Genomic DNA, 23,175 nt, shown 5'->3' on the forward strand with positions numbered 1-23,175 from the left:
TGACGTATCGGCCGGGAGCAAGGGCTGATGGGCGCCTATATCCTCAGACGTCTGGCGCTGATGATCCCGACCATTATCGGCATTATGGGCATTTCGTTTCTCGTCATCCAGTTCGCGCCCGGCGGGCCGGTGGAACAGGTCGTCGCGCAGCTGACGGGGCAGGGCGACAGCGCTTCCGACCGTCTCTCCGGCGGCGGCGATCTTCTCGGCCAATCCGGCGGTTTCGATGAAAGCGGCTCGAAATATCGCGGCGCGCAGGGGCTCGATCCGGAGCTGATCGCCAAGCTTGAGAAACAGTTCGGTTTCGACAAGCCGCCGCTCACCCGCTTTCTTGAGATGATGTGGAATTACATCCGCTTCGATTTCGGCGACAGCTTCTTCCGAAATTCCTCTGTCATCGATCTCATCATCGACAAGCTGCCGGTGTCGATGTCGCTCGGTTTCTGGATCCTGATCATTTCCTACATCATCTCCATTCCGCTCGGCATCAAGAAGGCCGTTTCCGATGGCTCGACTTTCGATGTCTGGACATCAGGCATCATCATCATCGGTTATGCGGTGCCGAGCTTCCTGTTCGGCATTCTTCTCATCGTTCTCTTCGCCGGCGGCTCGTTCTTCGACTGGTTCCCGCTGCGTGGTCTGGTGTCGGATAATTTCGCGCAGCTGAACTGGTGGCAGAAGATCATAGACTATTTCTGGCACCTGACCCTGCCGCTGATCGCGCTGTCGCTCTCGGCTTTTGCGACGACGACGCTTCTGACCAAGAATTCCTTCATTGACGAGATCAAGAAGCAATATGTCATCACCGCCCGCGCCAAGGGTCTTAGCGAACGCAGGGTTCTTTATGGCCACGTCTTCCGCAACGCGATGCTGATCGTGATCGCCGGTTTCCCGGGCGCCTTCATCTCGGCCTTCTTCACCGGTTCGCTGCTGATCGAAAACATCTTCTCGCTCGATGGCCTCGGCCGCCTCGGTTATCTCTCGGTGGTCAACCGTGATTACCCGATCGTGTTCGGCACACTCTTCATCTTCTCGCTGATGGGCCTCGTGGTCGGCCTGATTTCCGACCTGATCTATACATGGATCGATCCACGTATCGACTTCGAGCGGAGGGACGTGTGATGACACTTGCCCATACCGCAGAAACGGAAACGCTGGTGAAACCGAAGCGTCCGTGGTTTTCGCCAACCACCAAGCGCCGTTGGCAGAATTTCAAGGCAAACCGGCGCGGTTACTGGTCCTTCTGGCTGTTCCTGATCCTGTTTTTCCTGAGCCTGATCGCGGAATTCATCGCCAATGACAAACCCGTCCTCGCCTCCTACAAGGGTGAGATTCTGGTGCCGGTCATGGTTGATTATCCGGAGGAAAAATTCGGTGGGTTCCTGGCCCAGACCGACTACAAATCCTCCTTCATTCAGGATGAGATCAACGCCAATGGCTGGATGATCTGGCCGCCGATCCGTTATTCCTATCAGACGGTCAATTCCAATATTCCGCATTCCGCTCCCACCGCGCCCTTCTGGCTGATGGATGAAAAGGAACGGTGCTCGGCCTATCCGCAGGGCAATGCCGATCCCGGCTGCACGCTCGGCAATCTCAACTGGCTTGGAACGGACAATCAGGCGCGCGACGTCACGGCGCGGATGATCTATGGCTTCCGTATTTCCGTTCTTTTCGGCCTGACGCTCACCATCGCGTCCGCCCTCGTGGGGGTCACGGCCGGCGCCATTCAGGGTTACTTCGGCGGCTGGACGGATCTGCTTCTGCAGCGTTTCATCGAAATCTGGTCGTCAATGCCGGTGCTTTACATCCTGCTCATCATCGCGGCCATCCTGCCGCCGGGCTTCTTCGTGCTGCTCGGCATCATGCTGCTCTTTTCATGGGTTGGCTTCGTCGGCATCGTCCGGGCCGAATTCCTGCGTGCCAGAAACTTCGAATATGTCCGCGCCGCCCGCGCCCTTGGCGTCGGCAACTGGACGATCATGTTCCGGCATCTTCTGCCCAACGCCATGGTGGCAACGCTGACCTTCCTGCCCTTCATCCTGTCCGGTTCGATCACCACATTGACCTCACTCGATTTCCTCGGCTTCGGCATGCCGCCGGGATCGCCGTCGCTGGGCGAGATGATCGCGCAGGGCAAGAACAATCTTCAGGCGCCCTGGCTTGGTCTCACCGCCTTCTTCACCATGTCCATCATGCTCTCCCTCCTTATCTTCGTCGGCGAGGCGGTTAGAGACGCCTTCGACCCACGCAAGACGTTCCGGTGATCGCCATGACGGAAACAAATATTCAGCCGCTTCTCTCTGTCCGTGATCTCTCCGTCGCCTTCCATCAGGGCGGCGCGACCAGCATCGCCGTCGATCAGGTCTCCTTCGACCTGATGCCGGGCGAAGTCGTCGCCCTCGTTGGCGAATCCGGTTCCGGTAAGTCGGTCACGGCGAATTCCATCCTCAAATTGCTGCCCTATCCGGCAGCGAGCCATCCTTCGGGGAAAATCCTGTTCGACGGCAAGGATGTGCTGACCCTGCCGGAACGTGCGCTTCGCGCCGTGCGCGGCAACGACATCACCATGATCTTTCAGGAACCGATGACCTCGCTCAACCCGCTCCACACCATCGAGCGGCAGATCGGTGAGATTCTGGAGCTGCATCAGGCGATTACGGGCGCGGAGGCGCGGGCGCGTACGCTGGAACTGTTGCTTCAAGTGGGCATTCGCGAACCGGAAAAGCGCCTGAAGGCCTATCCGCATGAATTGTCCGGCGGCCAGCGGCAGCGTGTGATGATCGCCATGGCGCTTGCCAACCGGCCGAAACTGCTCATCGCCGATGAACCCACGACGGCGCTTGACGTGACGGTTCAGGCCCAGATTCTCGAGCTGCTCGGTGATCTGAAAACGCATCACGGCATGTCCATGCTGTTCATCACCCACGATCTCGGTATCGTCCGCAAATTTGCCGACCGCGTCTGCGTCATGACCAAGGGAAAGATCGTCGAGACCGGCACGGTGGAGCAGGTGTTTACCGATCCGCAACACGCCTATACCCGCCATCTTCTGGCTGCCGAACCGAAGGGTGAGCCGCCGCTTTCCGACGCCAGCAAACCCGTGGTCATGCAGGGCGACGATATCAAGGTCTGGTTCCCGATCAAGGCGGGGCTGATGCGTCGGGTGGTCGACCATGTGAAAGCGGTCGACGGTATCGATATCACCCTGCGTGCAGGCCAGACGGTGGGCGTGGTGGGCGAATCCGGCTCGGGCAAGACGACGCTCGGTTTGGCTCTCTCGCGGCTGATCGCGTCTGAGGGACGTATCAGCTTCATCGGCCAGTCGATCGACCACTATTCCTATGAAATGATGAAGCCGCTCAGAAACCGGCTGCAGGTGGTGTTTCAGGACCCTTACGGTTCGCTCAGCCCGCGCATGTCCGTAGGCGAGATCGTCGCCGAGGGCCTGAAAGTGCATGAGCGATCTCTTTCGGCCGACGAGCGCGATACCCGTGTGGCCACTGCGCTGGAAGAGGTCGGCCTCGATCCGGCCACCCGCTGGCGGTATCCGCATGAGTTTTCCGGAGGCCAGCGCCAGCGCATCGCCATTGCCCGCGCCATGGTGCTTAAACCCCGTTTCGTCATGCTGGATGAGCCGACATCCGCGCTCGACATGAGTGTGCAGGCGCAGGTGGTCGATCTCTTGCGCGATCTCCAGGCAAAGCACGAGCTGGCTTATCTCTTCATCAGCCACGATCTGAAGGTGGTGAAGGCGCTTGCCAACGACCTGATTGTCATGCGCCACGGCAAGGTGGTGGAGAGCGGTCCGGCGGCGGATATTTTCGCCAACCCGCAGCAGGACTATACCAAGGCGCTGCTGGCGGCGGCCTTCAATATCGAGGCGGTGAAAACGAAAGCGGTCAGCCAGTAAGGCGCGTCGAATTTTCCATTAAGGCAATGATTTTTCTGTTGCTTCGCGGAAAATGCCGACCCATGTTGCGATGAACGTGACATGGAAACGGATTGATTGCGATGGCAGCGGATGTGGTCGTTTTGGGAGCGGGGATCATCGGGGTCTCTGTCGCTTTGCAACTGGCCCGGAGGGGCAAATCGGTAGTGCTGGTGGACCGGCGCGGACCGGGCGAAGAGACCTCTTTCGGTAATGCGGGGCTGATCCAGAGAGAGGGCGTGGTACCTTATGGCTTCACGCACGACCTTGCGCTGCTGCTGCGCTATTCGCTGAACAACAGGATCGATGTCCGTTATAGGCCCTCTGCCCTGCCAAGAATGGCGCCTTTCCTCGGCCGTTACTGGTATAATTCCGCAGCCATGCGGCATGCCACGATCGCTCGCGCCTATACGCCGCTGATCGAACATTCAGTTTCCGAGCACAGCATCCTGATCGACGAGGCTAAGGCCGGCGATCTGATCGTGAAAAATGGCTGGATGCAGGCCTATAGGACCGCCGCAAGGCGGGACGCTGATTATGCCTTTGCCGAGCGTCTTTCGCGCGAGCACGGCATATCCCACACCAAACTCGATGCCGAAAAGCTGGCCGCGGCCGAACCGCATCTCAGCCGGGATTTCGTCGGCGGGCTGAAATGGGATGACCCGTGGTCGGTGCTTGATCCGCACGCGCTGACGCTTGCCTATGTCAAACTGTTTGAAAGCCTCGGCGGAACTTTTGTCCGGGGCGATGCCTTCACCCTCAGCCAAACGACAAGCGGCTGGACGGTGCGCACCGAGACCGGCGCAATCGAGGCCGAACATGCCGTCGTGGCGCTCGGTCCCTGGGCGGATACCGTCACGGAACGGCTGGGTTACCGTTTCCCGCTTGGCGTGAAGCGCGGCTATCACATGCATTATGCGCCCCAGGAGGGCACGAAGCTCAATAACTGGCTGATCGATGCCGAGCGTGGGTATTTCCTTGCGCCGATGCGCAAGGGTATCCGCCTGACGACGGGTGCGGAATTTGCCGAGCGCGATGCACCGAAATCTCCCGTGCAGATCGAGCGGGCGGAACGGGTGGCGCGCACCGTCTTTCCTCTTGGCGGCAGGCTGGATGCGGAACCGTGGATGGGCGCGCGGCCCTGCACGCCGGATATGATGCCGATCATCGGCAAGGCACCGCGTCATAAAACATTGTGGTTTGCTTTCGGACATGCCCATCACGGCCTCACGCTTGGGCCGATCACCGGCCGTGTGCTGGCGGAAACCATGCTGGGCGAAACGCCTGTTATCGCCATCGACGCCTATCGCCCGGAAAGGTTCAATCCCTGATAGCTAAATCCGCTGGCCTTCCGGGGACAGGCCACGTAACATGGTCAAGTGCAAAGGGGAAAAGGGGCAAACGTCATCATGGTGGCGAGGTTTCTCATCTATCAGCAGCAGGACGATTTTCGTTAGCGACCTTCGCTGCGCATGAAACGAGATGGAAACGGCTTGCTGGTGCATGATGGATGATATTGAAAACGCAAAGAAATTTTTCGCCGATAACCCCGATATCGAAATACTTGAAGCTTTCGTCATAGACGCGAATGGTGTGCCGCGCGGCAAGTGGATTCCGCGCGAACGGGCAATCGACGTTCTTGAAAAGGGAATGGCTATCCCCCGTTCCGTTTATGCGTTGGATATATGGGGGCGGGATGTGCATGCCGCAGGTCTTGCGGAGGGCACGGGCGATCCCGATGGTTTTTGCTTTCCCGTTCCCGGCACGCTGTCGCGGGTCACATGGCTTGGCAGGCCGACAGCACAGGTTCTGCTGGCGATGAAAAATCCGGATGGAACCGGTTTTTATGGCGATCCCCGGCACGTTCTGGCGCAGGTTCTGAGCGCTTATAAAAAGGCCGGCCTCACGCCGGTCGTGGCGACCGAACTCGAATTTTACCTGATCGATCCCGTCCGCTCTGCACTTGACCCGGTCCGTCCGCCGCATAGCCGCGAGGGCCGGTGGCATACGGGCCAGACACAGGTTCTGTCGATTTCCGAATTGCAGGATTTCGAGGATGTCTTCCATGACATTGCCACAGCCTGCCGGGCGCAGGGCGTTCTTGCCGATACGACGCTGCGCGAAAACGGCCCCGGACAATATGAAATCAATCTCAACCATGTGCCGGATGCCTTGCAGGCCGCCGATTTTGCCGTTTTCCTGAAGCGCATCGTCAAGGGCGTGGCGCGCCGGCACGATCTCGACGCGACCTTCATGGCCAAGCCTTACGGTTTGCAGGCCGGCAACGGCATGCATGTGCATTTTTCCGTTCTCGATAGGGACGGCAGGAACATCTACGCCGGGGAAAATGGCCCGTCGGATGCGCTGATGCATTCGGTTGGCGGCCTCTTGGAAAACATGGGGGAAAGCATGGCGATCTTCGCGCCCCATGCCAATTCCTATCGCCGGCTGACCCCCAGCGAACATGCGCCAACCTATGCCTCCTGGGGCATCGACAACCGCTCGGCGGCGGTGCGTGTCATCGTTGCCAGCAAGGCGGCGACGCGTATCGAACATCGCGTCGCCGGTGCCGATACCAATCCCTATCTCGTTGTCGCGATGATCCTGAGCGCCGCGCTTGCCGGCATGAAGGAGAAACGCCAACCCGGCGGCGCGATTGCCGGCGACAGCCACGCGATCAACCACGAGCCGCTGCCCACCAACTGGGACTATGCATTGCAGCGCTTCACGCGATCGAGCTTTGCCTATGCGACGCTCGGCCAGAAGTACCGGACGCTATTTTCCGCCTGCAAACAGCAGGAGCTTTCCGAATTTTCCCTGCGTGTAACCGACGTCGAATATGACGCCTATATCAGGACGGTGTGAGATGGCTGAGGTAACGAACATTCCCAATCCCGGCCACACATCCTCCTGGTACGCGGCCTCCGCCAATGTCAAATCCGTGCGGCCGACACTTGAAGGCGCGCTGGAAGCGGATGTCTGCGTCATCGGCGGCGGTTTCACCGGCATTTCCGCAGCGCTTGAACTCAGTGAGCGCGGCTATTCCGTCATCGTTCTTGAAGGTGTGCGGGTCGGCTTCGGCGCTTCGGGTCGCAATGGCGGCCAGATCGTCAACGGCTATAGCCGTGATCTCGAGACCATCGCCGGCCGTTACGGGCACGAAAAGGCGGTGAAGCTCGGAGAAATGTCGCTTGAAGGCGGCGCGATCATCCGCAGCCGCATCGCGAAATACGCCATCGACTGCGATCTCGTCGATGGCGGTTTCTTTGCCGCCTTTACGCCGAAACAGATCCGCGAAATGGAAGCTCACAAGGCCCATTGGGAAAAACACGGCCATGGCGGGCTCGAAATGGTCTCCAAGGCGGATGTCGGCCAGTATGTGAAGACGGACCGTTATGCCGGCGGTATGATCGACCGCCTCGGTGGCCACATCCACCCGCTCAATCTGGTGCAGGGGGAAGCGGCGGCGGCTGAAAGCCTCGGTGCTCGGATATTCGAAAATTCGCGGGTCATTGCGGTAGAGCAGGGGGAGAACCCCGTCGTGCGGACCGCGACGGGCAGTGTGAGGACGAAATATGTTCTCGTCTGCGGCAATGCCTATCTCGGCACATTGCTACCGGAAATCGGCGAGCGGATGATGCCCGTCTCAAGCCAGGTCATGGCGACGGAGCCGCTCGATGCCGACCTGATTGAGGAGCTTCTGCCCGCCGATTATTGCGTCGAGGATGCCAATTACATTCTCGATTATTACCGCCGCACCTCGGATAATCGCCTGCTCTATGGCGGCGGCATCGGTTATGGCGGCAGCGACCCTGCCGATCTGACGGGCGTGATCCGGCCGAACATGCTGAAGACCTTCCCGCAACTGGAAAAGACGAAGATCGACTTCGCCTGGAGCGGCAATTTCGCGCTGACCCTGACGCGCATCCCGCATATGGGCAGGCTCTCGGACAATATCTATTTTTCGCATGGCGACAGCGGCCATGGCGTCACGACCACGCATCTGCTTGGCAAGATATTGGGCGAGGCCGTTGCCGGTCACGCTGAACGTTTCGATATCTGGAGTTCGCTGCCGAACTATCCGTTCCCGGGCGGCAAGACGTTCCGCGTGCCGCTGACCGTGCTTGGTGCATGGTGGTACGGCATGCGCGACAGGCTCGGATTTTAGAACGTTACCGCCTTCAAACCGGAAAGTGCGTTCTTCGCAATATCCTCGGGTGTGGTGTCGATGCTGACGGTTACGACGCCCGGTTCGCCAGTCGGCACTTCCAGCGTGGCAAGCTGGGTCTGCAGCAGCGAAAGCGGCATGAAATGGCCCTTGCGTTCACCCATGCGCCGGCTGAGAAGTTCCAGGCTGCCATCCAGATAAACGAAGGCAAGCGGGCCGCCGGTAGCCTTGCGAAGCCGGTCGCGATAGATTTTCTTGAGCGCCGAGCAGGAAACGACGACACCGTTATTTTCGCTGCCCTTGCGCAGTTCCGCGCCGATCAGATCGAGCCAGGGCCAGCGATCTTCGTCAGTCAGGGGAATACCCTCGGACATTTTATCGACATTGGATTTAGGGTGAAGCTTGTCGCCCTCGATGAAGGCAATACCCAGTTTTTCCGCCAGTTCCTCTGCGACCGTGGACTTGCCAGAGCCGCTCACTCCCATCACGACAATTGCCTGTGTCACCCGAACCTCTGATATTTCTGTTTCGACGGTCAGCCCCTAACATGTGCGGCAGATATCGGGAATATAAAAATGCGGGGCTTGCCCATGTCAGTGCCCGGTTTTGCGGGCCGCGGCTTTTTCCAGCGCGGAAAAGCCGGTGTGAATCAGGATCGCCAGCGCCGCAACGATAAGCCCGCCCTGCAGAATGAAGGCGAGGTTGTTGGATTGCAGACCGGCAATGATCACTTCACCGAGCGTATGCGCCGCGACTGTCGAGCCGATGGTAGCGGTGGAAAGGCTGATGACCGCCGAAAGCCTGATGCCCGCCAGAATGGCCGGAAGGGCGAGCGGCAATTCCGCTTTGAGAAGCCGTTGCCAGCCGGTCATGCCGCTGCCTCTCGCGGCATCCATCACGGTGGCGGGCAGGGTGGTCAGCCCTGTCAGCGTATTTTCGAAAACCGGCAGCAGCGCGTAGAGAAACAGCGCTATAAGCGTTGGTTTTTCGCCAAAACCGATTATCGGTACGGCAAGCGCCAGCACCGCCACGGGCGGAAAAGTCTGGCCGATATTGACGATGCTGCGCGAGAGCGGCAGGAAATCCGTCCCGAATGGCCGGGTGACGAGAACCGCAAGCGCGCCCGCCGTCAATGTGGCGAGCCCGGTCGCAATCGCGACTGTGGTTAGATGTGACAGCGTCAGGGAAAACAGATTTGCCTGAGTGTAGATCGCCGGCGCATTGGCCTGCACGAGAGGGCGGAACAGTGGTGCGAAGACCTGCGGCACGGCAAGGAAGATTATCAGCGCCAGCGTCAGGAAACCGAGGGTAAACAAGGATAAGGCGTTTTTCATGGGGCTCCGGCGGCACGCTGGAGGAGAACGTCACGCCGCACCCGGCCAGCGGGTTGCCCGTTAGCCTTGATTACCGGCAAGGCATCGCAGCCCGCCCATAACATTGCCGACAGGGCGTCGCGCTGGCTCGTATGTTCGGTGAGCGGTTCGCCCTCGGCGCTGCCCGGCTCCACGATGTCTGCAACGGAGAGAACCGAAAGCAGTTTCAGCGCCCGTTCGTTTTCGCCGATCATGGTGCGGACAAAATCCGTCGCCGGTTTCAGCACGAGCTCGGCTGGCGGGCAGTCCTGCACGATGCGGCCCTTGTCCATCACGGCGATACGATCCGCCAGATAAAAAGCCTCGTCCATATCATGCGTGACGAGAACGACCGTCACACCGAGCTTCTTCTGGATATCGAGAAGATCGTTCTGGGCCTTGGCGCGGATCACCGGGTCCAAGGCGCCGAAGGGCTCGTCCATCAGAAGAATGTTGGGTTCTGCGGCCAGTGCACGCGCCACGCCGACGCGCTGCTGCTGGCCGCCTGAGAGTTCATGTGGGAAACGGTCGGCATAGAGCGCGGGGTCAAGCTGGAAGAGGTGCATCAGCGCATCGATCTTGGCCGCGATACGCTTGCGGTCCCAGCCGATTAGCTGCGGCACGGTCGCGATATTTTCGGCGACCGTCCGGTGCGGAAACAGGCCATGGCCCTGAATGGCATAGCCTATCTGGCGGCGCAGTTTGAAGCCGGGTATCGCGCTGACATCCTCTCCGTCGATCCGGATCATGCCGGAGGTTGGCTCCACCAGCCGGTTTATCATGCGCAGCAGGGTGGTTTTTCCCGACCCCGAGGTGCCGACGATGACGGTGACGGTGCGCGGCGCTACCGTTAGCGATACCTGATCCACGACGGTCGTATCGCCATATCGTTTCGTGATGGTGTCGATCTCGATCATGCCTTTTGCCTTCCGCCTGCGCTGAAGAGATTGCTGTCGATGAGGGCATCGAGGGTGATCGCGGCGGCAAAGCCGAGAAGAACGGTGGGCACGGTGCCAAGCAGCACGAGGTCCATGGCCGTCTGCCCGATGCCCTGAAACACGAAAACGCCAAAACCACCGCCGCCGATCAGGGCCGCGATCGTCGCCAGCCCGATATTCTGCACCAGCACGATGCGAATACCGGTGAGGATGACCGGCATGGCCAGCGGAAATTCCACCCGCAGCAGCCGTTGCACCGGTGTCATGCCAAGGCCGCGCGCCGCTTCCCGCACCGCCTGCGAAACCCCGGCAAGGCCGACCACCGTGTTGGAAACCACCGGCAGCAGCGAATAGAGAAACAGCGCCACGAAGGCGGGCGCCATGCCGATGCCGGCAATGCCGATCTTCGCTGCACCCGGGACCGTGGCCGCGATCCATCCGAGCGGCGCGATCAGCAAACCGAAAAGGGCGATGGAGGGGATGGTCTGGACGATATTGAGGGTGTTCAGCACCCCCGCCCGCAGCCGTTCGACCTTGTAACAGAGGATGCCGAGCGGAATACCCGCGATGGTCGCCGCGATCAGCGAGCCGATGGCAAGCTCCACGTGCCGCAGGGCCTCGGTCCAGAATATATCGGCCCGGCCGGTATATTCCTTGATGATGGAGAGATCGTTCCAGAGGCCGCTTGTCAGTACCGCCGCAAGCGCAGCCACCGCCACCAGCAACAGCAAAATCCGAACGGCGGGCTTCGGCTGGAGACGGGCAATACAATCAGTCGCGAGCAGAGCCAGTCCGGCAAATATCAGCCAGAAACCGCTGGCGGGTGAAACCCGGGCAAAACCATTACCCTGCGGCGTGAGGAAAGACGCCGCTTGGCCGACAAAAACCGCCAGTGCAGCAAGGCCGGCCAGCGCGACTGTGAGCTTCAGTCGCGCGGGAAAGTGGAAAAATGCGATGAAAGCCGCAAGGAGAATGATGGTGGTGAGAACGGCGGCAGCCGCAGCCGGAAGGGCTTCGAAGACCGTTCTTGTTTCGCCCTGAACGATCCGGTTTGCGCGGAATGTCATGAAGGGCGATATAAAAAGCGCATAAAGAAGCAGGCACGAAATCAGTACGCCCACCTTGTCAGGCCATTTCGTCAAATCCAGCTTCCCTCCCTTGGGTTAGGGCGGGACCAGGAGAACGCTTCCGTTCCCGAAGTCCGCTCCAGCGCCGCGAGTGTTACTTGACGAAACCGTTCTTGGTCAGAAAGTCGAGCGCCACGGTCTTGGCTTGTTCGCCACCCACCTGCACGCGGGCGTTCAAATCCTGCAGCGTTGCCAGATCGAGCTTTTCGAACACCGGTTTCAGCAGTTCCTCAATATTCGGGTGCTTTTTGAGAACCTCTTCGCGAATGATCGGTGCTGGTTGATAGACCGGCTGCACATGTTTGTCGTCCTCCAGCACCACAAGGCCGGAGGGGGCGATGCCGCCATCCGTGCCATAGACCATGGCTGCATTGGCGTTGTTCGTCTGGTTGGCGGCGGCGGCGATCGTGGCCGCGGTGTCGCCGCCGGAAAGCGTGATCAGCTGGTCAGGCTTCATGGTGAAGCCATAGGTGGTCTGAAATGCAGGCAGCGCTGCGGCGGAATTGACGAATTCGGAGGAAGCGGCAAGGACCACCTCGCCGCCATCGGCAACATATTTGCCGAAGTCGGAAAGCGTCTTCAGATTGTTCTTGTCCGCGACATCCTTGCGTAGCGCAATTGCCCAGGTGTTGTTGGCCGGCGATGGTGTCAACCAGACGATCTTGTTGGCATCGTAATCGAGTGTTTTGGCCTCTTCATAACCCTTGGCGGCATCTTTCCAGAGTGGATCGTCCGCCTTGGAGAAAAAGAAGGCGGCGTTGCCGGTATATTCAGGATAAATGTCGATTTCGCCCGCGGTGATCGCTTTTCGCACAACCGGTGTGGCGCCAAGCTGGATGCGATCTGTCGTTTCGATCTTGTTCTGGTTCAGGATAGCGAGAATGATGTTGCCAAGAACGCCGCCCTCCGTGTCGATCTTCGACGACACCACCACCTGCGCCTGAGCGATGGAAACAGAAAAGGCAAGCGCAAGTCCGGCGCCCGTCAACGTCATCAAGCGGTTCATGAATGTTCCTCCGGTGGGTCAGCCTGCCGAACAGGCGAAAGATCGCCGCCGCAATTGCGGCGGAGTATCAACGACCGGAAAGAAAAAAGGTTGCACGCCATCCGCATTTTCGCGTCGATGGCTCCCGTCGGTGCCGATGGCCGCTTTCGTCAGGCTTCGTCGTCCCGCTTGCGCGCATCCTTGCCCATGACGAGCGGCATGAGAACGGAGAGGAAGAGAAGCCTGATGACGTGGTGGGAGCCGACATAGGCGGTATCGGCATGCATCATCACTGCCATCGCCGCCATGGTTTCCAGGCCACCCGGTGAATAGGCGATCATGACGGCATTGAGCGGGACGCCGGTCACACCGGAAATCATCCAGGCAATGCTGCCGGCAATCAGCATCACGGCGATTGTGACGACGAAACCCGCCAGAAAGCCTTTCCGCACGTCCATCAGCGAGACATTCGAAAAGCGTGTGCCGATAAGGCAACCGATCAGCACGTAAACCGGCAGGCTGAGCCAGGTGGGAACACCACCCTCGGTAAGGCCGGTAATGTGGGTGCTGATGGAAATGGCGACGCCGCCCAGCAGCAGTGCGGCCGGAAACTTCCAGCGCAGGAAAAGCCAGCCGGTCAGAAGCGAGGCGCCGGTGGTCAGCGCCAGCGTGAACAGGCCCATTGGCGGGTTGGTGACAAGCGGTTCCGTGCTGACGAGATCGAAATATTCCACGATCAGCGGCACGGAAAGTGTTAGCGCCAGCACCCGCACACTTTGCACGATGCTGACGGTTGCAAGGTCGCTTTTCGTCTCGGCGCCAAGGCTGATGATATAGCTGAGATGACCGGGAGAGGCGCCCAGCATCGCCGTTGTCCGGTCGTAACCGAAGCCGTAATGCAGGATCCAGTAAGCGACATAGAGCATGATGACGACAGCGACGAGCACGACGATGAAGCTCACGGGCCAGGTTTTTGCGGCGTCAATCACGGACGGCGTCACGCTCGTTCCCATCGAAATGCCGACGACGACGAAACAGGCATTGCGGATGAAAGCGGGAACGCCAAGCCTTATGCCGGCGAGCCCCGTGATCGTCACCGCAAGCGCCGGGCCGGACAGAAAAGGTGCCGGAATATCGATGAGGCTTGCGAGCAGCGCACCTATGCTGCCGATGAGCGCAGTAAGCGCAAATGTATGGAATTCAGGCTTGATGATCATTGCGACGCTGATTGTTTGCTTGAAAAAGCTCGCGACCAAATGCGCCGCTTCCGTTCGCGACGTCAACACGCGGGATCAAAAATATTATATTTCACGCGTCTTCTTCAAAAGAAAAGCCCGTGACCTGAAGGACACGGGCTGTGACAATTGCCGAGGAGGAAATGCGATGATCAGGCAGCCGGAAGGGCAGCGACCTTCGGCATTTCCGTGTCCAGGCCAAGCAGGAAGTTGATCTGCGGCCGGGCCTTGACGAGATCGTCGATCGAGTATTCCGCCAGAACGTCAAAAAACGCATTGAGCGCCTTGCGAAGCGCCGAGTTGAGGCCGCAGCTGTCCACAAGCGGACATTCCACAGCGCCATCCTCGAAGCATTCGGCCATGGCGAAGCTGTCTTCAGTCACTCTCACCACGTCGAACAGGCTGATTTTTTCAGCGGGTTTGCCAAGGCGCACGCCGCCGTTACGGCCGCGCACGGTTTCCACCAGGCCCGCCTTGTTGAGCGGCTGCAGGATTTTGAACAGGAACAGCTCCGAAACGCCATAGGCTCTGGCGATCTCAGGAATGCGGCTCAGATGGCCTTCATTGGCGGCGCAATACATCAACATGCGAACGGCATAGTTGGTCTGTTTGGTCAAGCGCATGCTGGTCTCCTAACTCTCAATGTGGAGTTATATAGTCTCTTTTTCAGTTTAGAACAATTCCAGAAACTGAAAAAACTGGCACCCATCAGATATTTCTTAAACAGCCTTGTTGACCGTCCTGATGATTCATGAACAAACAAGTCAAGAATCGGAATGTAATGGAGGCATTCATAATGGCAAGCTTGAAATCATACTTTTCCGCTGCCGTTTTTTCAGGGCTGACGATCCTTTCCTTCGCGCCCGCCGCTCTGGCAGAGGGGGAGGTTAACGTCTATTCCTATCGCCAGCCTGAATTGATCCAGCCGCTGCTCGATGCCTTCACCAAAGAGACCGGCATAGAGGCGAATGTACTTTTCCTCGACAAGGGACTGGTCGAACGCATCCAGGCCGAGGGTGTCAATTCACCTGCGGATGTGCTGCTGACGGTGGATATTGCCCGCCTCGTCGAGGCGAAGGAAGGCAAGGTTACCCAGCCGGTTCTGGGCGATCCCGTCATCGAAAAGGATATCCCCGCCAATCTGCGTGATCCCGAGGGCGAATGGTTTGGTCTGACGACGCGCGGTCGGGTTGTCTATGCTTCGAAGGAGCGGGTGACACAGAAGGACATTACCTATGAGGAACTTGCCGATCCCAAGTGGAAGGGCAAGATCTGCATTCGCGACGGCCAGCATTCCTACAATATCGCGTTGATCGCCTCGATGATCGCCCATCACGGCGTCGATTATACCCGCACGTGGCTGACGGGTCTGAAGAACAATCTCGCCCGCAAGCCTGACGGAACAGACCGCAGCCAGGCGAAATCGATCTTTTCCGGCGAGTGCGATATCGCGCTTGGCAATACCTATTATGTCGGCCTGATGTTGACCAATGATCGCGAGCCGGAAGAAAAGGAATGGGCGGGATCGGTGCGGGTGATCTTCCCCAATGCGGGCGATCGCGGCACACATGTGAATATTTCCGGCATGGCGCTTACGAAATACGCACCGAACAAGGACAATGCGCTGAAGCTCATGGAGTTCCTGGCATCGCGCGAGGCGCAGGAAATCTACGCAAAACAAGTCTTCGAATATCCGGTGCTGCCCGGTGCCGAGCCTTCCGACGTGGTGAAGGGTTTCGGTCCCATCCATCCGGACAAGCTGCCGCTGACGGACATCGCCGCCCATCGCAAGCAGGCATCCGAACTGGTGGATGAAGTGGGTTTCAACGACGGCCCGACCAACTGAAGCCGTTTTCCGTATACCGGCGGGTCAGTTACCCGCCGGCTTGTTGTCCAGTGAAGCGTTGTAGTCGAGGATAGCCTTGCGCCTTTCCGGCGTTCCGGGATGGGTGGAGACAATGCTGGTGCCGCCCTTGTCGCCCAGTTTTTCTTCCAGCAGCGCGAAGAAGCGTTCGATGGCAGTGGGGTCAAGCCCGGCCTTGCGCATCAGTTCCACGGAGCGCTGATCCGCCTGCCGCTCGGCATCGCGCGAGTGCGATAGCGCCAGAAGTCCGCCGCCCTGGGTAAGAATATCTTCCATGGCCGAGCCGACATCGCCGGCAATCAGCATGACAAGACCGGCAACCCCGGCGGCGCGGTATAGCTGCCGCAGGCTGTGCTCATATTCGACATGGCCGATTTCATGGGCGAGAACGCCGGCGATCATCTGCCTGTCGTTGCCGGCCAGCTCCACCAGCTCGTCCGTCAATACCAGCGTGCCATCCGGCAGTGCAAAGGCATTGGGGCCGATGTAACCGCCCTTGCGGAAATTCAGCTTGTAGTCGTCAGGCGAACCTTCCGCATGGGCGGCGATCCGGGAAAATTCAGAGCGGATGGCGTCCTGCTCTTCCTGCGGAAGTTCGCTTGGAGAGAAGACTGCCTGGTCGAGGGCCTGCATGGTACTGGCCGACATGACCTGCGGAACGATCGGCGGGGTTACCGCGACCGCCAGTTCCACGAGCGCCGGAAGCGCCAGCTTGTAGGTGCCGTAAGCCAGAAGAACGGCTGCGGCGGTGATGCCGATCAGCCGCGGGCGAAACTGTTCCAGCCAGTGCACGAAACCGGATCGCTTGGCAATGTGCTGGCCAAGCAGCCGGTCCACGCCGTCATTGTCGCGGGTTTCGAACAGCGACCCGTCGGGAAAATGCAACTCCCGGGGGATGGTGCCGACCCGGTGGCTGATCTCGACCGTTTTTATCTCGGCCTGGGTTCTGACGTGGTTGTCCTTCGCATCGAGCACGAGAAGGACCGTGCCGCCAAGCTTCAGCCTGGCGGCACTGGAAAGGTTGGAGCGAGCGGCATGCCACTCGCCCGAAACGGTTTCTCCGGTGTCAGAAACCAAATTCGAAACCTTCCATATCCATATATTCGGCACTGACGGCGGCCCCCGTTGCTTCCATCGAGGAGAGGACCTCGCCCACATCGCCGTTGAAACGGATTGCCGTACGCTCCACGGTATAACGCGCTTCGCGGACCGCCGCCCACGGCCGCATCAGACCAAGGGTGAAAACGGTGACGATCAGGTTGGAGATGACGATCCAGAGATAGCGGCCGCGATGCAGGTCGCTGTGCAGGTCATGCTTTCCATCCAGCAGCATGGAGGAAATGACGACATTGCGAACGCCGGTGCGATAAACGACGCCGGCAAGGCCATAGACCAGAAATGCGCCGAAAACGCCCACATAGAGCGATGCGAGCGCCGTGGCCATGGCGGTAGTCTCGTCCTCGAGCATCGCACTGTTTGCCGCAAAGGCTGCAAGGCCGAAGAAGCCGACCACGATGCCGCCGATCACCACCATGATCGCGGGAATGATCCAGGCGCGATAGAGCTTGCCAATCTTGGGGTCGGCGCTGAAGGGGCGGTCGCCATAACGCAGGTTGCCGAAAATATAGCGGTTTGCCCAGCGGCTGGACAGTGGTGCCAGAATGCCGAAGGAGAAGAACGCAACGAGGCTGCCAAGCAGGATGGAGACAAAAGCGCCCCACGCCGTGCCGACAAAATCAAAACGCACATTGCGATAGCTCGTCACCCGCGCATTGAAACGAATGCTGCGCGTGATCAGCCATGGAAAGAAGATCATCAGCAGGATTGCCGGCACGAAGACCAGAAACGGATGGATAAGACCGATGAGCTGCGAGATGACGATGAAGGCAAAGGCGATCAGGCGGCCCTTGAAGATTTGCCCGCCAGTGGCGTGGTAGCCGAAAGCGCGGCCGGCCAGCACGGTGTTGCCGTTGAAATAACGCTTGCGGCGCACCTTCGCCCAGGCGGAATAAATGCCGATGGTGATGATCGTCAGGAGAATATTGACGATCCAGATTCCAAAATATTCCTTGGCATTTCCGCTGAACGAGCCGCGTTCGATTGCGCGCTGATCCACGCTGACAGAGATGTCACTCATAATGGTCCCTCATGGCATGCCCCTCTCCGGGCAGATTGAGTTGCAGGCTTCCCCGCTATCGTCGGTTTGGCGGCGTCCCCACGCCGCAACGGCTGTCTTACGCCATAACATCTTTAAGTGGAAATATTTTGAAGGAAAAACTTGATGATTTTTGTTTTCTTTTAATCAAAAAAGCCCCGCTGCGCAAACAGCGGGGCTTTTTCTGATTGCCGGCTTTTCGGCTTATTTCATCGTCGGCATGACGAATTCGGCACCCGACTTGATGCCCGACGGCCAGCGTGAGGTGATCGTCTTGGTCTTCGTCCAGAACTTGATCGAATCCGTGCCGTGCTGGTTGAGATCGCCGAAGCTCGAAGCCTTCCAGCCACCGAAGGAGTGATAGGCGAGCGGAACCGGGATCGGAACGTTGATGCCGATCATGCCGATGTTGACGCGGCTTGCGAAGTCGCGGGCAGCGTCGCCGTCACGGGTGTAGATCGCAACGCCGTTGCCGTACTCATGCTTCATCGGCAGTTCGAGCGCGTCTTCGTAATTCTTGGCGCGAACGACGGACAGAACCGGTCCGAAGATTTCGGTCTTGTAGATGTCCATGTCAGGGGTGACGTGGTCAAACAGGCAACCGCCGACGAAATAACCGTCTTCATAACCCTGCAGCTTGAAGTCGCGGCCATCGACCAGCAGCTTCGCGCCCTGTTCAACGCCGCTGTCAATCAGGCCTCTGACGCGCGTCTGCGCTTCCTTGGTAACGAGCGGGCCCATATCGGCCTTGTCGTCGGTATAGGGGCCGATCCTCAGGCTTTCGATCTGCGGGATGAGCTTTTCAACGAGGCGGTTTGCCGTCTCCTCGCCAACCGGAACCGCAACGGAAACAGCCATGCAGCGCTCGCCGGCCGAACCGTAACCGGCGCCCATCAATGCGTTCACGGCCTGATCGAGATCGGCATCCGGCATGATGATCATGTGGTTCTTCGCGCCGCCGAAGCACTGCGCGCGCTTGCCGTTCATGGCGGCGGTGCCGTAGACGTAACGGGCGATCGGCGTCGAGCCAACGAAGGAGACCGCGCCGATGTCAGGATCGGTCAGGATGGCGTCGACGGCACCCTTGTCACCGTTGACGACGTTGAGGATACCGGCCGGAAGACCGGCTTCGATCATCAGTTCGGCAAGGCGGATCGGCAGCGACGGATCGCGTTCAGATGGCTTCAGGATGAAGGCGTTGCCGCAGGCAATCGCCGGGGCGAACATCCACATCGGGATCATGCCGGGGAAGTTGAAGGGCGTGATGCCCGCGCCGATGCCGACCGGCTGGCGGATCGAATACATGTCGATGGCCGGGCCTGCGCCCTCGGTGAACTCACCCTTCTGCAGATGCGGAATGCCGCAAACAAATTCGCAGACTTCGAGGCCGCGGACGATATCGCCCTTGGAATCCTCGACGGTCTTGCCGTGCTCACTGGAGAGGAGCACCGCCAGCTCGTTCATGTCGCGGTTCAGAAGTTCGACGAACTTGAAGAAAACGCGGGCGCGGCGCTGCGGGTTGGTGGCGGCCCACTTGGGTTGCGCAGCCTTGGCGCTTTCCACGGCGGCGCGCAGCTCGGCTTCGCTCGCAAGTGCGACAGTCGCCTGCACTTCCCCCGTGGCCGGGTTGTAGACATTGGATGTGCGGCCGCTGGTGCCGGGCACATGCTTGCCGTTAATGAAATGACCGATTTCCTTCATGGGTTTTCCTCCAGAATGTGATGGCGCAGCATTACCTTTCGATTTGCACAAATCAATCGCCTGAAATAAGCATCCATTGTGCAAAAATGCACATAAGGAGAGTGCCGTGAACTGGGATGATGTGCGTTTGTTTCTAAGCGTGGCGCGAAGCGGGCAGTTTCTTTCCGCCGCCAGAAAGCTCGGCGTCAACCACGCCACCCTCAGCCGGCGGATTTCAGCACTTGAAGCGGCGATCGGCACGCAACTCTTCCTGCGAAGCACCAATGGCTGCGAGCTGACGGAGGAAGGCCAGCGTCTGCTTGCCGGGGCGGAGCGCATGGAAACTGAAATGCTGAACGCCCAGGCCAATCTCGGCCGCGTTGACACGGCAGTGGCGGGAACGGTGCGCATCGGCGCGCCAGATGGCCTCGGTGTTTCCTTCCTCGCGCCGCGACTTGGCCGGCTGACGGCGCGTTATCCCGATCTGAAAATCCAGCTCGTTCCGGTGCCGCGCTCTTTCTCCCTGTCACAGCGTGAGGCCGATATCGCCATCACCATCGAAAGGCCGGAGCAGGGCAGGCTGATGTTTTCAAAGCTCACCGATTATTCGCTGGGTCTCTACGCCTCGGCGGATTATCTGGCTGAATATGGAACGCCGGCGGATATTGAAGCGCTGAAGCGCCACCGGCGGATCGGTTATGTGGAAGACCTGATCTTCTCGCCCTCGCTGAATTTTACCGGCGAGATCATGCGTGACTGGGACGCCGCCTTTGAAATCTCGAGCGCTACCGGTCAGACCGAGGCAGTACGTTCAGGTGCGGGTATCGGCATCCTGCATAATTACATTGCCGGGCAATATCCCGAGCTTCTGCGGATCATGCCCCATCTCACCATCAGCCGATCCTACTGGACGGCCTATCACGAATCCGCCCGTCAATTGGTCCGGGTCCGAACGGTGGTCGATTTTCTCCAGGAACTCGTGGCCGAAGAGCGGCGCATCTTCACCTGATATCTGCATGCCGATATATTAGTACTATTAATTGTACCGACCCGGCCGTTCGGGGCTTGACAAAGGACGGCTGGTTGGACGACCAATGCAACCATTGGGAGATCGGAACTGACATGTCGACTATGATACGAAAGCTTTCGCCGACGGGCCTCGGCGTGGCCGTCATGCTGCTTGGAATGCTGCTTTTCGCGTTGAACGACGCCATGGGAAAATGGCTCGTCTCTACCTATAGTCAGGGTCAGGTGATCCTCATCCGCAGCGCCGCAGCGCTTGTCATCCTTGTTCCGATCGTCTGGAGAGCCGGCCTTTCCGGCCTCGTGAAAATCGAGCGGCCCGGCCTTCAGGTGGCGCGTGTCTTCTTCTCCACCGCAGAGCTTTTCTGTTTCTATTTCGCGGTCGCGTCTCTTCCGCTGGCCGACGTCATGACCTATTGGCTCGCGGCTCCGATTTACGTGGCGGCGCTCTCGCCGTTTCTGCTCGGAGAAAAGGTCGGCTGGCGTCGCTGGACGGCCATCGCCATCGGTTTTGTCGGTGTTCTCATCGCGCTCAAACCCAGCTCGGCAAGCCTCACCTCCGCCGCGCTCTTTTCCATCTTCGGCAGCGCCGCCTTCGCCTTCATGATGTTGTCCGGCCGCCAGCTGCGCAATACGCCCGATACGGTGCTCGCCTTCTGGCAGATCATTGGTGCGGCACTTGCGGGCATTGTCGCGGTGTTCCTCACGCCATCGGGCTGGCTGCCGGTTCAGTCCAGTTTCGATCTGGCCTTCCTCGGCCTGCTCGGTGTCGTCGCCATGGCGGCGCATGTGCTGGTCAACCGGGCGCTTAAACTCGCCGATGCCGCCACCGTCGCGCCGCTGCAATATACGCTGCTGCTCTGGGCGGTGATTTTCGGCTGGCTGTTCTTCGGTGATGTGCCGCAGACGAGTATCGTCGTCGGCGCGGGCCTGATTGTTCTTTCGGGTCTTTACATCTTCTTTCGCGAAAATACGCTCAAGCGTCGTCTTGACACCGCCGAAAGACTGGCTGCGGAGCAGGTTTGATCTTTGGTCACAATCACGGGACTTGACGAGGGCGTGATCTTCAGGGAGTAAGAAGGGGCCCTGCGATGATTTGTCTCGCAAGGGCAGAGGAAACAAAGGTGCCGGGCCCCTCTGGCGAGAGTTTTACGGCGCTCTCGCGATGTCGGTACCGCCTGCAAAAATTGGCCGGCGGATTAAAAACTATGAAAAACCTGAATGTGCTTCGCGCGCGTGCTTTCTGCGTGCGGCCTGACGCCCCGCGTCGGTCCGCAAACGCCCTCGTTTTGGGAGGTGACCGGACATGAGCGCCACCCAGAAAAAAACGCTTTCCTACTTCAAATGGGCTTTTATCGTCACCGTGGTCGGTCTGATCCTCGGCGGTTATCTCGGTTGGGAAATGACCGGAACGGTAGGCGGCACGGCGACGATCTTCTTCATCTGCGTCGTTCTGGCGGTGCTGGAAATTTCGCTCTCCTTCGACAACGCCATCGTCAACGCCAACAAGCTCAAGGATATGACGCCGGTCTGGCAGCACCGCTTCCTGACCTGGGGTATCCTGATTGCCGTTTTCGGCATGCGTATCGTCTTCCCGCTGCTCATCGTCGTCGTTGCCGCGAATGTCGGCCCGTGGACGGCAATCGTGATGGCGGCCACGCAGCCGGAACGTTACGCGGAAATCATGCAGGACGCCCATTTGCCGATTGCGGCATTCGGCGGCACCTTCCTGATGATGGTCGGCCTCAACTTCTTCTTCGACCATGAAAAGGACGTGCACTGGGTGCGCTGGATCGAAGAAAAGGCGGCGATCTATTCCTCTGTCAAGGGCATCGAGATCGCCTTCGTGCTTGTCGTCATGCTGGTCTTTTCCCGCATCATCGGCGCAAGCGATGATCCGGCGCTTGGTCCGGTCGCGGCCAACACCTTCTTCCATTCGGCGATCTGGGGTCTTTTGACCTTCCTGCTGGTGGAAGTCGTTGGCGGCATTCTCGACCGCAGCCAGGAAATGCTGGAAGGTGCAGCAAAGGGCGGCTTCGGCGCGTTTCTTTATCTCGAAGTGCTGGATGCCAGCTTCTCCTTCGATGGCGTGATCGGCGCTTTCGCGCTGACGCAAAACCTCTTCATCATCGCCATCGGTCTCGGCATCGGCGCCATGTACGTCCGTTCGATGACCATCATGCTGGTCGAGAAGGGAACACTGGCCGAATATCGCTACCTGGAACACGGCGCTTTCTACGCGATCCTTATCCTGTCCGTCATCATGTACGTGCAGACCATGGTGCATATACCCGAGGTCATCACGGGCCTTGGCGGTGCGGGCCTGATCGGTATCTCGCTCTGGTCGTCGATCCGCTATAACCGGCAGCAAAATGCCGATGCGGTCGATGCCGCACGCGGCGCGGAAATCTGATCCGCGATTGCCCTTGCCTTCCGCCGTCGTGGCGGAAGGCAGTTTTTAAGCATTAAATTCTTTTTTGCCTGTTTTTCTTGCGATTCATTCTTTGCGGAAAATTTCGCCATAATCAGAAGCTGCTCCTTAAGTCGCTGTTTTTACGAATATTTGTGCGCCGCAGCAAACTGGCACGCTTCCTGCATCTCATTCTGCAAGTCCAGAGGGGACATTATGGCTCGAAAACGGGTCAACAAACGCCGCCGCGCCGCGCGATCTTTCGGATCTGCGCCGTGCGGCGGTTTTGTTTGTGCGGGATGGTTCT

The 23,175-nt window shown here is 59.1% G+C and carries 20 protein-coding genes; 10 read left to right on the forward strand and 10 right to left on the reverse strand.

The window, feature by feature from the left end; translation table 11 throughout:
• Positions 1 to 27 precede the first annotated feature (27 nt).
• From AC5I5B_RS12330 to AC5I5B_RS12355, 6 genes are all read left to right on the forward strand, one after another.
• Positions 28 to 1,122 carry a microcin C ABC transporter permease YejB gene (locus AC5I5B_RS12330; RefSeq protein WP_003507347.1) on the forward strand — a complete coding sequence of 365 codons (1,095 nt, stop codon included), beginning with the start codon at positions 28 to 30 and terminating at the stop codon, positions 1,120 to 1,122.
• Complete coding sequence (locus AC5I5B_RS12335) at positions 1,122 to 2,267, forward strand: ABC transporter permease (protein ID WP_003507348.1); 1,146 nt, start codon at positions 1,122 to 1,124, stop codon at positions 2,265 to 2,267. The genes AC5I5B_RS12330 and AC5I5B_RS12335 overlap by 1 nt, the downstream gene beginning before the upstream one ends.
• Positions 2,268 to 2,272: 5 nt before the next feature.
• Positions 2,273 to 3,913 (forward strand): ABC transporter ATP-binding protein, encoded by a 1,641-nt coding sequence (locus tag AC5I5B_RS12340; RefSeq protein ID WP_099086170.1) that lies wholly within the window; start codon positions 2,273 to 2,275, stop codon positions 3,911 to 3,913.
• Between the two features lie 101 nt (positions 3,914 to 4,014).
• Positions 4,015 to 5,262: an NAD(P)/FAD-dependent oxidoreductase gene (locus tag AC5I5B_RS12345; RefSeq protein WP_035213090.1), complete on the forward strand. Its 1,248-nt coding sequence runs from the start codon at positions 4,015 to 4,017 to the stop codon at positions 5,260 to 5,262.
• A gap of 172 nt (positions 5,263 to 5,434) precedes the next feature.
• On the forward strand, positions 5,435 to 6,796 hold the full coding sequence (locus tag AC5I5B_RS12350) for a glutamine synthetase family protein (protein ID WP_060727103.1): 1,362 nt from the start codon (positions 5,435 to 5,437) through the stop codon (positions 6,794 to 6,796).
• Between the two features lies 1 nt (position 6,797).
• A complete protein-coding gene (locus tag AC5I5B_RS12355; RefSeq protein WP_003507355.1) occupies positions 6,798 to 8,099 on the forward strand; it encodes an NAD(P)/FAD-dependent oxidoreductase in 1,302 nt (433 codons plus the stop codon).
• On the opposite strand, the gene AC5I5B_RS12360 is transcribed toward AC5I5B_RS12355, so the two are convergent.
• The 7 genes from AC5I5B_RS12360 to rirA all read right to left on the reverse strand — a co-directional run bounded on the left by AC5I5B_RS12360 (position 8,096) and on the right by rirA (position 14,359).
• Positions 8,096 to 8,584, reverse strand: a complete 489-nt coding sequence (locus tag AC5I5B_RS12360) for a gluconokinase (RefSeq protein ID WP_003507357.1) — start codon at positions 8,582 to 8,584, stop codon at positions 8,096 to 8,098. The two genes, AC5I5B_RS12355 and AC5I5B_RS12360, sit on opposite strands and share 4 nt — an antisense overlap.
• Before the next feature lie 108 nt (positions 8,585 to 8,692).
• Positions 8,693 to 9,433 carry an ABC transporter permease gene (locus AC5I5B_RS12365; protein WP_111833781.1) on the reverse strand — a complete coding sequence of 247 codons (741 nt, stop codon included), beginning with the start codon at positions 9,431 to 9,433 and terminating at the stop codon, positions 8,693 to 8,695.
• On the reverse strand, positions 9,430 to 10,368 hold the full coding sequence (locus AC5I5B_RS12370) for an ABC transporter ATP-binding protein (protein WP_111791729.1): 939 nt from the start codon (positions 10,366 to 10,368) through the stop codon (positions 9,430 to 9,432). Before AC5I5B_RS12370 ends, AC5I5B_RS12365 begins: the two co-directional genes overlap by 4 nt.
• A complete protein-coding gene (locus AC5I5B_RS12375; RefSeq protein WP_162690234.1) occupies positions 10,365 to 11,531 on the reverse strand; it encodes an ABC transporter permease in 1,167 nt (388 codons plus the stop codon). The genes AC5I5B_RS12370 and AC5I5B_RS12375 overlap by 4 nt, the downstream gene beginning before the upstream one ends.
• 79 nt (positions 11,532 to 11,610) lie before the next feature.
• Positions 11,611 to 12,522: a glycine betaine ABC transporter substrate-binding protein OsmF gene (gene osmF / locus AC5I5B_RS12380; protein WP_003507364.1), complete on the reverse strand. Its 912-nt coding sequence runs from the start codon at positions 12,520 to 12,522 to the stop codon at positions 11,611 to 11,613.
• A 149-nt stretch (positions 12,523 to 12,671) separates the two neighbouring features.
• Positions 12,672 to 13,718, reverse strand: coding sequence for an AbrB family transcriptional regulator (locus AC5I5B_RS12385; protein ID WP_111833828.1), 1,047 nt, complete (start codon positions 13,716 to 13,718; stop codon positions 12,672 to 12,674).
• Between the two features lie 170 nt (positions 13,719 to 13,888).
• On the reverse strand, positions 13,889 to 14,359 hold the full coding sequence (rirA, locus tag AC5I5B_RS12390) for an iron-responsive transcriptional regulator RirA (RefSeq protein WP_003507367.1): 471 nt from the start codon (positions 14,357 to 14,359) through the stop codon (positions 13,889 to 13,891).
• Between the two features lie 173 nt (positions 14,360 to 14,532).
• Here rirA and AC5I5B_RS12395 point away from each other — a divergent pair, with 173 nt between their 5' ends.
• Positions 14,533 to 15,582: a Fe(3+) ABC transporter substrate-binding protein gene (locus tag AC5I5B_RS12395; protein ID WP_031233699.1), complete on the forward strand. Its 1,050-nt coding sequence runs from the start codon at positions 14,533 to 14,535 to the stop codon at positions 15,580 to 15,582.
• 24 nt (positions 15,583 to 15,606) lie between these two features.
• Here the strand turns inward: AC5I5B_RS12395 and AC5I5B_RS12400 are convergent, their stop codons facing one another.
• From AC5I5B_RS12400 to AC5I5B_RS12410, 3 genes are all read right to left on the reverse strand, one after another.
• Positions 15,607 to 16,677, reverse strand: a complete 1,071-nt coding sequence (locus AC5I5B_RS12400; protein WP_111833780.1) for a M48 family metallopeptidase — start codon at positions 16,675 to 16,677, stop codon at positions 15,607 to 15,609.
• Positions 16,667 to 17,737 carry a YjgN family protein gene (locus tag AC5I5B_RS12405; RefSeq protein ID WP_003507373.1) on the reverse strand — a complete coding sequence of 357 codons (1,071 nt, stop codon included), beginning with the start codon at positions 17,735 to 17,737 and terminating at the stop codon, positions 16,667 to 16,669. The genes AC5I5B_RS12400 and AC5I5B_RS12405 overlap by 11 nt, the downstream gene beginning before the upstream one ends.
• 222 nt (positions 17,738 to 17,959) lie before the next feature.
• On the reverse strand, positions 17,960 to 19,456 hold the full coding sequence (locus AC5I5B_RS12410) for a CoA-acylating methylmalonate-semialdehyde dehydrogenase (RefSeq protein ID WP_020809675.1): 1,497 nt from the start codon (positions 19,454 to 19,456) through the stop codon (positions 17,960 to 17,962).
• 106 nt (positions 19,457 to 19,562) lie between these two features.
• Between AC5I5B_RS12410 and AC5I5B_RS12415 the strand changes: the two genes are divergently transcribed.
• From AC5I5B_RS12415 to AC5I5B_RS12425, 3 genes are all read left to right on the forward strand, one after another.
• Positions 19,563 to 20,444, forward strand: coding sequence for a LysR family transcriptional regulator (locus AC5I5B_RS12415; protein WP_026363820.1), 882 nt, complete (start codon positions 19,563 to 19,565; stop codon positions 20,442 to 20,444).
• Between the two features lie 113 nt (positions 20,445 to 20,557).
• Positions 20,558 to 21,484 carry a DMT family transporter gene (locus AC5I5B_RS12420; RefSeq protein WP_174054429.1) on the forward strand — a complete coding sequence of 309 codons (927 nt, stop codon included), beginning with the start codon at positions 20,558 to 20,560 and terminating at the stop codon, positions 21,482 to 21,484.
• A 280-nt stretch (positions 21,485 to 21,764) separates the two neighbouring features.
• Positions 21,765 to 22,871 carry a DUF475 domain-containing protein gene (locus AC5I5B_RS12425; protein WP_003507382.1) on the forward strand — a complete coding sequence of 369 codons (1,107 nt, stop codon included), beginning with the start codon at positions 21,765 to 21,767 and terminating at the stop codon, positions 22,869 to 22,871.
• The last annotated feature ends 304 nt before the right edge of the window (positions 22,872 to 23,175 follow it).

Source organism: Agrobacterium sp. (assembly GCF_059499945.1).

Bases quoted from the DNA above. Each gene is read 5' to 3' on its own strand.
- AC5I5B_RS12425 (WP_003507382.1), top strand. From the start codon at position 21,765: ATGAGCGCCACCCAGAAAAAAACGCTTTCCTACTTCAAATGGGCTTTT.
- AC5I5B_RS12340 (WP_099086170.1), top strand. From the start codon at position 2,273: ATGACGGAAACAAATATTCAGCCGCTTCTCTCTGTCCGTGATCTCTCC.
- AC5I5B_RS12335 (WP_003507348.1), top strand. From the start codon at position 1,122: ATGACACTTGCCCATACCGCAGAAACGGAAACGCTGGTGAAACCGAAG.
- AC5I5B_RS12420 (WP_174054429.1), top strand. From the start codon at position 20,558: ATGTCGACTATGATACGAAAGCTTTCGCCGACGGGCCTCGGCGTGGCC.
- AC5I5B_RS12410 (WP_020809675.1), bottom strand. From the start codon at position 19,456: ATGAAGGAAATCGGTCATTTCATTAACGGCAAGCATGTGCCCGGCACC.
- AC5I5B_RS12395 (WP_031233699.1), top strand. From the start codon at position 14,533: ATGGCAAGCTTGAAATCATACTTTTCCGCTGCCGTTTTTTCAGGGCTG.
- osmF (WP_003507364.1), bottom strand. From the start codon at position 12,522: ATGAACCGCTTGATGACGTTGACGGGCGCCGGACTTGCGCTTGCCTTT.
- AC5I5B_RS12365 (WP_111833781.1), bottom strand. From the start codon at position 9,433: ATGAAAAACGCCTTATCCTTGTTTACCCTCGGTTTCCTGACGCTGGCG.
- AC5I5B_RS12370 (WP_111791729.1), bottom strand. From the start codon at position 10,368: ATGATCGAGATCGACACCATCACGAAACGATATGGCGATACGACCGTC.
- AC5I5B_RS12355 (WP_003507355.1), top strand. From the start codon at position 6,798: ATGGCTGAGGTAACGAACATTCCCAATCCCGGCCACACATCCTCCTGG.
- AC5I5B_RS12385 (WP_111833828.1), bottom strand. From the start codon at position 13,718: ATGATCATCAAGCCTGAATTCCATACATTTGCGCTTACTGCGCTCATC.
- AC5I5B_RS12350 (WP_060727103.1), top strand. From the start codon at position 5,435: ATGATGGATGATATTGAAAACGCAAAGAAATTTTTCGCCGATAACCCC.
- rirA (WP_003507367.1), bottom strand. From the start codon at position 14,359: ATGCGCTTGACCAAACAGACCAACTATGCCGTTCGCATGTTGATGTAT.
- AC5I5B_RS12360 (WP_003507357.1), bottom strand. From the start codon at position 8,584: ATGGGAGTGAGCGGCTCTGGCAAGTCCACGGTCGCAGAGGAACTGGCG.
- AC5I5B_RS12330 (WP_003507347.1), top strand. From the start codon at position 28: ATGGGCGCCTATATCCTCAGACGTCTGGCGCTGATGATCCCGACCATT.
- AC5I5B_RS12345 (WP_035213090.1), top strand. From the start codon at position 4,015: ATGGCAGCGGATGTGGTCGTTTTGGGAGCGGGGATCATCGGGGTCTCT.
- AC5I5B_RS12405 (WP_003507373.1), bottom strand. From the start codon at position 17,737: ATGAGTGACATCTCTGTCAGCGTGGATCAGCGCGCAATCGAACGCGGC.